General features: G+C 63.5%; 6 protein-coding genes. 3 read left to right on the plus strand and 3 right to left on the minus strand.

Annotated features, from left to right (window positions below; genetic code table 11):
* Positions 1-151: 151 nt before the first annotated feature.
* On the plus strand, positions 152-1,753 hold the full coding sequence (locus Q0687_RS17420; protein ID WP_298878938.1) for an alpha-amylase family glycosyl hydrolase: 1,602 nt from the start codon (positions 152-154) through the stop codon (positions 1,751-1,753).
* A gap of 172 nt (positions 1,754-1,925) precedes the next feature.
* Here Q0687_RS17420 and Q0687_RS17425 read toward each other — a convergent pair whose 3' ends face one another.
* Entirely contained in the window at positions 1,926-3,623 is a 1,698-nt protein-coding gene (locus Q0687_RS17425) for an alpha-amylase family protein (protein WP_298878940.1), read from the minus strand.
* 274 nt (positions 3,624-3,897) lie between these two features.
* On the opposite strand from Q0687_RS17425, the gene Q0687_RS17430 reads away from it, so the two are divergent.
* Positions 3,898-4,389 carry an MmcB family DNA repair protein gene (locus Q0687_RS17430; protein ID WP_298878957.1) on the plus strand — a complete coding sequence of 164 codons (492 nt, stop codon included), beginning with the start codon at positions 3,898-3,900 and terminating at the stop codon, positions 4,387-4,389.
* Positions 4,390-4,528: 139 nt separating this feature from the next.
* Here the strand turns inward: Q0687_RS17430 and Q0687_RS17435 are convergent, their stop codons facing one another.
* Both Q0687_RS17435 and Q0687_RS17440 read right to left on the minus strand, forming a co-directional pair.
* A complete protein-coding gene (locus tag Q0687_RS17435) occupies positions 4,529-5,083 on the minus strand; it encodes an ActR/PrrA/RegA family redox response regulator transcription factor (RefSeq protein ID WP_271607750.1) in 555 nt (184 codons plus the stop codon).
* Between the two features lie 103 nt (positions 5,084-5,186).
* Positions 5,187-6,497, minus strand: a complete 1,311-nt coding sequence (locus Q0687_RS17440; RefSeq protein ID WP_298878942.1) for an ActS/PrrB/RegB family redox-sensitive histidine kinase — start codon at positions 6,495-6,497, stop codon at positions 5,187-5,189.
* 143 nt (positions 6,498-6,640) lie between these two features.
* Between Q0687_RS17440 and Q0687_RS17445 the strand changes: the two genes are divergently transcribed.
* Positions 6,641-7,444, plus strand: a complete 804-nt coding sequence (locus tag Q0687_RS17445) for an ABC transporter ATP-binding protein (RefSeq protein ID WP_298878944.1) — start codon at positions 6,641-6,643, stop codon at positions 7,442-7,444.
* Positions 7,445-7,696 lie beyond the last annotated feature (252 nt).

Below are 7,696 nucleotides of genomic sequence, written 5' to 3' on the forward strand. Positions count from 1 at the left end.
TTTACTGCGCCGCCAAGCAAAATAGTCGTGGTGGACCTGCGGAACAGGCGCGCCCGCCGTCATACGGCCGTCCCAATTCGCGCTGCTGTTTGAACCGGGGCGTTGCTTCCGCGTTCTCTCGCGCGAGACACAGATTTGGGTGGGATTTCCGATGGCTCAGGGCAGCGAGAACTGGTGGCGCGATGGCATCTTCTATCAGATCTATCCGCGCTCCTTTCAGGACTCTGACGGTGACGGCGTCGGCGATCTCGCCGGCATCGTGCGGCGCCTGCCTTATGTGAAATCGCTCGGCGTCGACGCGATCTGGCTGTCGCCGATCTTCCCCTCGCCGATGGCCGATTTCGGCTACGACATCTCCGACTATACCGGCATCGATCCCCTGTTCGGCACCATGGCGGATTTCGATGCGCTGCTCGCCGCCGCACATGACAACGGATTGAAGCTGATCCTCGACCTCGTCCCGAACCACACCTCCGACCAGCATCCCTGGTTCATCGAGAGCCGCGCTTCGCGCGACAATCCCAGGCGCGACTGGTACATCTGGCGCGACCCGGCGCCCGACGGTGGTGTCCCGAACAACTGGCTGTCCGAATTTGGCGGCAGCGCGTGGGCCTTCGACGAGACCACGGGCCAGTACTACTACCACGCCTTTCTCGCCCAGCAGCCGGACCTCAACTGGCGCAATCCAGAAGTGCGCGCCGCGATCTACGACGTGATGCGGTTCTGGCTGGAGAAGGGCGTCGACGGCTTTCGCGTCGACGTGATCTGGCACTTGATCAAGGATTCTGAATTCCGCGACAACCCGCCGAACCCGCGCTATGTCGAGGGCCGGCCGCCGAACGAAAAGATCCTCACGCAATATTCCACCGACCAGCCTGAGGTCTTCGACGTAATTGCGCAGATGCGGCGCGTCACGGATGCTTATTCCGCGCGCGTCCTGATCGGCGAGGTCTATCTGCCGCTACACCGCCTGATGGCCTATTACGGCAACGATCTCGCCGGCGCGCAGATGCCGTTCAATTTCGCGCTGCTCTCGACCTTCTGGAGCGCGCGCTCGATCGAGAAGATCATCGAGGATTACGAGAAGGCGCTGCCGCGTGGCGCCTGGCCGAACTGGGTGCTCGGCAATCACGATCGTCCGCGCGTGGCGAGCCGAGTCGGGCCCGAGCAGGCCCGCATCGCCGCCATGCTGCTGCTGACCCTGCGCGGCACGCCGACGCTCTATTACGGCGACGAGATCGGCATGCATCAGCTCGCGATCGCGCCGGAGGACGTGTGCGATCCCTTCGAGAAGAACGTGCCCGGCATCGGGGTCGGCCGCGACGGCTGCCGCACGCCGATGCAGTGGGATTCCTCCGAGTTCTCCGGCTTCTCGGAGGTGAGGCCTTGGCTGCCGCTGCCGGAGGATCATATTCATGAGAACGTCGTCAATCTCGATGCGGATTCGCGCTCGATCCTCAGCCTCTACAAGCGCCTGATTGCGTTGCGCAAAAGCTCGCCTGCGCTGGTCGCCGGCGACTATCATCCGATCGCAGCGCAGGGCGATCTCCTGATCTATCGCCGCGAGGCCGAGGGCAAGGCGCTCATCGTCGTGCTCAATCTCGGCCCCGAGCCGATTGCAGTGACGACGAGCGCGATCCGCTTTGGCAGCGAGATCTTGATCTCGACGTTCCTCGATCGCGAGGGCGAGCAGCTGGAGGGTGTGCTGGATCTGCGCGGGAACGAGGGCGTGGTGGTGGTGCCGCCGGGCTGAATGGAAGGGTTAGCGCTAGCGCCAAATTCCGCCGTCGTCCTGGACAAGCGAAGCGCAGATCCAGGACCCATTACCCCAGGAGAAGTTTGGCGAGGAGTCGTGGTTGCCATCGGCGTGCGATCACGAGCTCTTGGGGCAATGGGTCCTGGCTTTCGCCAGGACGACGATGGGGCTACCCTCCGCGCCTCTTCTTCACCACCGTCCCATCCACATCACTCCGCTTCAACAGATAATCCAGCCCACCGACGCGGTACCAGCGATAGCCATAGGGCTCCAGCACGACGCGGTGCTGGCCGCGCTTGTCGGCGTGGCTGTGGTCCTCCGCCAGCAGGTTGATCAGATGCTTGCCGGCATCGCCGGGAAGTCCCGCGGAGAATGCGATCTCGCGCGGCTTCTCGTCGAGATTATGCACGAACAGCACGGAATTGTTGCGCCAGTCGTAGCGGATGATGAACACGGCGGGATCGCGGGTCGGGATCACAGCAAAGTTGCCCCAGCCGATCTCGGGTACTTCCTTGCGCATGCGGACGATGCGTTCGGTCCAGTTCAACATCGAATTCGGATCGCGCCGCTGCTTGGCGACGTTGACGTGGGGATAGCCGTAAGGGCCCTCGTCGATCACGGGGTTCGCCGGCCTGTCGTTCTTGGTGAAGCCGCCATGCGGCTCGGTCGACCATTGCATCGGCGTGCGCGCACAATTGCGTTCGGGCAGCGAGAGATCGTCGCCCATCGCGATCTCGTCGCCGTAACGGATCACCGGCGTTCCCGGCAGCGTGCACATCAGGCTGTAGGCGAGCTCGATCCGTCTCCGGTCGCCGCCCAGCATCGGCGCAAGCCGGCGCCTGATTCCGCGGTCGTAGAGCTGCATGTCCTTGTCGGGCCCGAACGCGTTGAAAACCGTGTCGCGCTGCGCCTTGGTCAGCCGCCCGAGGTCCAGCTCGTCATGATTGCGCAGGAACAGGCCCCATTGCGCCGAGGCCGGCCGCGGCTTGGTCGCCTTGAGTGCCTTCGCCAGCGGGCGCGAGTCGCTCGACGCCAGCGCATAGAACAGATGCTGGTTGACCTGGAAATTGAACATCATGTGCATGCGGTCGGCATCCCGGCCGAAATACTCCATGTCGGTATCGGGCAGCACATTGGCTTCGGCGAGGATGATGGCGTCGCCCTCGCGCCATTGCAGGAATTCGCGGAAGGTGCGCAGCATGTCGTATTGCTCGATCGGCTTCTTCACCTTGGCGCCCTTGGTGGAGATCACGAAGGGCACGGCGTCCATGCGAAAGCCTGACACCCCGAGCTGGATCCAGAAGCCCATGATCTTCAGGATCTCCGCCTGCACGTGCGGGTTCGACGTGTTGAGGTCGGGCTGGAAATCGTAGAAGCGATGGAAGTAATACGCACCGGCTTCCTTGTCGCGCGTCCAGGTCGATTTCTGCACGCCGGGAAATACCATGCCCTTGTTGGCGCCCGCTGGCTTCTTGTCCGACCAGACGTACCAGTCGCGATAGGGTGAGTTCTTGTCGCGCCGTGCCTCCTTGAACCAGTGATGCTGGTCGGAGGTGTGGTTGACGACGAGGTCGATGATGACGCGGATGCCGCGCTGCTTGCAGCCATGGGTGAATTCGACGAAATCGCCGAGGGTGCCGTAGCGGGAATCGACGCTGTAATAATCGGCGACGTCGTAGCCGTCGTCGCGGCCCGGCGAGGTCTGGAACGGCATCAGCCAGATCGTGGTGATGCCGAGCCCGTGCAGATAATCGAGCCGGCGGAGCAGCCCCTTGAAGTCGCCAATGCCATCGCCATTCGCATCCATATAGGTGCCGACGGACAGGCAATAGATGATGGCGTTCTTGTACCAGAGATCGTCGATCATGCGCGCAAGCCTCGGTGTTCCGCCGAGGGGTGCGGCGGCTGCGTGATAAGTGATTTGCGCAGACCTGGTTCCGCAATTCCCGCCGTCGTCCTGGACAAGCGAAGCGCAGATCCAGGACCCCCGCGCGAGCGCTCGCGCCCGTCGCGATGACCCCAGGAAGGAGTTTGGCGACGGGTCGTGGTCGGCTGTTCCGCGTGCCAACAAGCTCTTGGGGTGATGGGTTCTGGCTTTCGCCAGGACGACAGCGGAGTTGGAATCGGCTATCCTCGCCTCCATGGACAACCCCGCCCGCAACATCGCCCTCGTGCCTCCGCCTGACCGTCGTCAATCCGAGACGGCGCTCGCGATCGCGCGCGGCACGGCGCGGCTGTTACGCTCGCTCGGCTTCTCCTGCATCAGCGAATTGCCGCTGCCCTCGGGCCGGCGCGCCGATCTCGTGGCGCTGAACGAGCGCGGCGAGATCTGGATCGTCGAGATCAAGTCGTCGGTCGAGGATCTGCGCGCCGATCAGAAATGGCACGAATACCGTAGCCATTGCGACCGGCTGTTCTTCGCCTTCACGCAGGATCTGCCCTGCGAGATATTCCCCGAAGGCACCGGCCTCATCATCGCCGACGCCTACGGCGGGCACATGCATTGCGAGGCGCCCGAGCACAGAATCGCGGCGGCGACGCGCAAGCAGATGACGGTGCGGTTCGGCATGGCAGCAGCACTGCGCATCAACCGCCTGGTCGATCCGCAAGGCCACGCCGATTTTTGGGAATGACGGCGCCGCGAGCACGACTGCCGTAGGGTGGGCAAAGCGAAGGGTGCCCACCTAACCTATCGATGATCAACGGATGGAAATCGTGGGCACGTCGCTGCGCGCCTTTGCCCACCCTACGAGACGATTACCGCAGGGACCGTTACCTCGGTGCGCGCTTTGCCAGAATCCGCTGCAGCGTACGGCGGTGCATGTTGAGCCTGCGCGCGGTTTCCGAGACGTTGCGATTGCACATTTCGTAGATGCGCTGGATGTGCTCCCAGCGCACGCGGTCGGCCGACATCGGGTTCGCCGGCAGCTCGGATTTTTCGGCGCTGGTCGAGAGCAGCGCAGCCACGACGTCGTCGGCATCCGCGGGCTTCGAGAGATAATCGATCGCGCCCATCTTCACCGCAGTGACGGCGGTGGCGATGTTGCCATAGCCGGTCAGCACGATGGCGCGGGCTTCGGGGCGCTTCTTCTTCAGCGCGGAGACGACGTCGAGGCCGTTGCCGTCGCCGAGACGCAAATCAACCACGGCGAAGGCCGGGGCGGACTTGCCGATTTGCGCAAGACCATCCGAGACCGTGTCACATGACGTCACCGCAAAGCCGCGCGTCTCCATGGCGCGCGACAGGCGCTCCAGGAACGGCTTGTCGTCCTCCACAATGAGAAGCGAGCGGTCGGTCTGTTCGTTCAGTTCGGCGATGGCGTTCAAAGGTTTGTCCTCTCTCCTGCACATCTACATATGGCGTCGCAATCAGGCGGTGCCAAGGCCGCCAACGGTCGATCGGGCCTTACGTGCGACGCAAGGTCGCGGCCTATCCTATTGTTTCCTCTAAGGTCTCGATAGCCTCAAAACGCTCGCGGGGCCACGCAATCTGGACCACCGCGCCGTGTTCAGGGAAGGTCCTGTTGGTAAACGAGACCTTGGCGCCGGTGCGTTCGAGCAAGGTGCGGGCGATGAACACGCCAAGTCCGAGGCCGCCACCGGCATCCTGGGCGCGCCGCCGCGACAGATAGGGCTCGCCGATGCGGTTCATGAGATCGGGCGGAATGCCCGGGCCGTCGTCGGAGATCACGATCTCGATCGTCTCGTTGTTCCACCACGCATTCACTTCCACCGCGGAATTGGCGAAATCGACCGCGTTCTCGACGATGTTGCCGACGCCATAGAGCACCGCCGGATTGCGTGATCCGACCGGCTCGGCCGTTGCGGTCACGGCGATCCGCACCTTGATGTCGATGCCGAAATCGCGATGCGGCGCCACCACTTCCTCGATCAGCTCGGACAGTTTCATGCGATCGAACGGCGCGCCGGTGGACGAGAGCTGGGTGATCTTGGCGAGGATGTCGCGGCAACGCTGCGTCTGTTCGCGCAGGGTCTTCAGGTCGGCGGCAAACGCCGGGTCCTTCACCGTTTTCTCCAGCTCGCGCGAGATCAGGAAGATGGTCGCGAGCGGCGTGCCGAGCTCGTGCGCGGCGGCGGCAGCCAGGCCGTCGAGCTGGGTCAGATGCTGCTCGCGCGTCAGCACCAGTTCGGTCGCGGCGAGCGCGTCAGCAAGCTTGCGCGCCTCCTCGGTCACCTGAAAGGAGTAGAGGCTGGTGACGCCGATCGCTAGCACGATCGAGAGCCAGACGCCGACAAGGTAGATCGGCGGCAGCACCACCGGATCTTCTGCGTCCCATGGCAGCGGGAAATGAACAAAGAACAGGATCGAGGCGCAGGCGACCGCCAGGATGCCAAGGCCAAAGGTCAGCCGGGCGGGCAAGGCGGTTGCCGAAATCAGGACGGGCGCGAGAAACAGAAACGAGAACGGGTTCTGCAATCCGCCCGTGAAGAACAACAGCCCGGCCAGTTCCACGATATTCAGCGCCAGCAGCGCGGCCGCATGGATCGGCTCCAGCCGTCGCATCGGATTGACGGCGGTCTGCAGCACCAGATTGAGCACGGCCGACAGGCCGATAATGCTGACGCAGGGAATGATCTCGACGTCGAACTCCAGCCCCTGCGCCACGATGAAGATCGCGGCAAGCTGGCCCAACACCGCAAGCCAGCGCAGCCGCAGGATGGTGTCCAGGCGGATATGTCGTTGCGACGGGCGGAAGTCGGAAGCGGCGGTCTCGGTCATGAGAGGTCAATCTAGCGGTGCGCGTGTCCGATCACAAACACGCTGGCCCACGATTCCAACGAGTTAGAAGCCTTTGGAGTTAGAAGCCTTTGGAGTTAGAAGCCTTGCACTCCATCGCGCAATGGCGGAAGAACGCCTCTAGCATGACTGAGAACGCCAAGGCTTCAAGCTGGCCGACTGTCGCGGAAGGCATTTCGTCCGCGGCGATCGAGGTCGATCGTCTCGTCAAGGTGTACAAGCAGACCTGCGCCGTCGATGGCATCTCCTTTTCGCTGCCCCGCGGCAGCATCACCGGGCTGCTCGGCGGCAACGGCGCCGGCAAGACCACCACCATCGCGATGATCATGGGCCTGGTGCTGCCGACGTCCGGCCGCGTCCGCGTGCTCGGGCACCGCATGCCGGAACAAAGCGCCCAGGTGCTGGGGCGGATGAATTTCGAAAGCCCCTATGTCGATATGCCGATGCGGCTGACGGTGCGGCAGAACCTTACGATTTTCGGCAAGCTCTATGCAGTCCGGCACCTTGCCGACCGCATCGCAAAGCTGGCCGACGACCTCGATCTCACCGATTTCATCGACCGCGCCAACGGCAAGCTCTCGGCCGGGCAGAAGACTCGTGTTGCGCTGGCGAAGGCGCTGATCAACCAGCCCGAGCTGCTCTTGCTGGACGAGCCGACTGCCTCGCTCGACCCTGATACGGCCGACTGGGTGCGGGGCCATCTGGAGCGCTATCGAAAAGACAACAACGCCACCATCCTGCTGGCGTCGCATAACATGCTGGAGGTCGAGCGTCTGTGCGACCGCGTCATCATCATGAAGCGCGGCCGCGTCGAGGACGACGACACGCCCGACGCCATCATGGCCCGCTACAACCGCACCACGCTGGAGGAAGTGTTCCTGGACGTCGCGCGCGGTCGGGTGAACGGTGCGAAGGAGGGGGCGAGATGAGGGGGCCTCTACACGATTATTCTATCCGCACACACAACCCTCATCCTGAGGTGCGCGCCCTTCGCGCGCCTCGAAGGATGGGCCGCAAGCGTCCGCTGCCCATCCTTCGAGGCAAACCTTGCGATGCAAGGTTTGCACCTCAGGATGACGCCGGCGGGCGTGGCTGGCACCGCACCCCGGATTGCGCTTCGCTCCATCCGGGCTTCTGTAACGGGCCTTGGTTAGTCAATCCCTTTTTGCGTGATCCACTCG

This window comes from uncultured Bradyrhizobium sp. (assembly GCF_936928535.1).
Taxonomy (GTDB): domain Bacteria; phylum Pseudomonadota; class Alphaproteobacteria; order Rhizobiales; family Xanthobacteraceae; genus Bradyrhizobium.